This is a genomic window from Mesorhizobium sp. M1A.F.Ca.ET.072.01.1.1 (assembly GCF_004023325.1).
Taxonomy (GTDB): domain Bacteria; phylum Pseudomonadota; class Alphaproteobacteria; order Rhizobiales; family Rhizobiaceae; genus Mesorhizobium.
The window spans coordinates 1-405 of sequence record NZ_RZSF01000778.1; the positions used below are offsets into that span (position 1 = coordinate 1).

1 protein-coding gene is annotated in these 405 nt (G+C 64.2%); it reads left to right on the forward strand.

What is annotated here, in order from left to right; translation table 11 throughout:
• Positions 1–116: 116 nt before the first annotated feature.
• On the forward strand, positions 117–405 hold a 289-nt coding region (locus tag EOA32_RS37995; RefSeq protein WP_348632254.1), incomplete at its 3' end, for a serine hydrolase.

Genomic DNA, 405 nt, shown 5'->3' on the forward strand with positions numbered 1-405 from the left:
TCATTCCCGCCGTTAACCAGTTGGACGGGGCGGATGCGGTACGCTAGCTTCGCCGCATCTCCGCAACCGTTTTTGAAACAATCTTGTCCACTCCGCTTTCGCTCCTCCACAAACTGATGGCCGCGCTGGTCCTGCTGCTCCTCATTGCCGGCTGCACCACCGCCGCGCCGCCGGAAACCGTGCTGGCCGTGCCGGCGCAGCCGCAGAAATATGCGGCGATCGTGGTCGACGCCTCGACCGGCAAGACGCTGTTCGAGGTCAATTCGACGGCGCAGCGCTATCCCGCGTCGCTGACCAAGATGATGACGCTCTACATGCTGTTCGAGGCGCTGGAGAGCGGCCGGGTGAGCAAGGAGACGCAGATCCCGGTATCCAATCACGCCGCCGCGCAGCCGCCGACGAAGC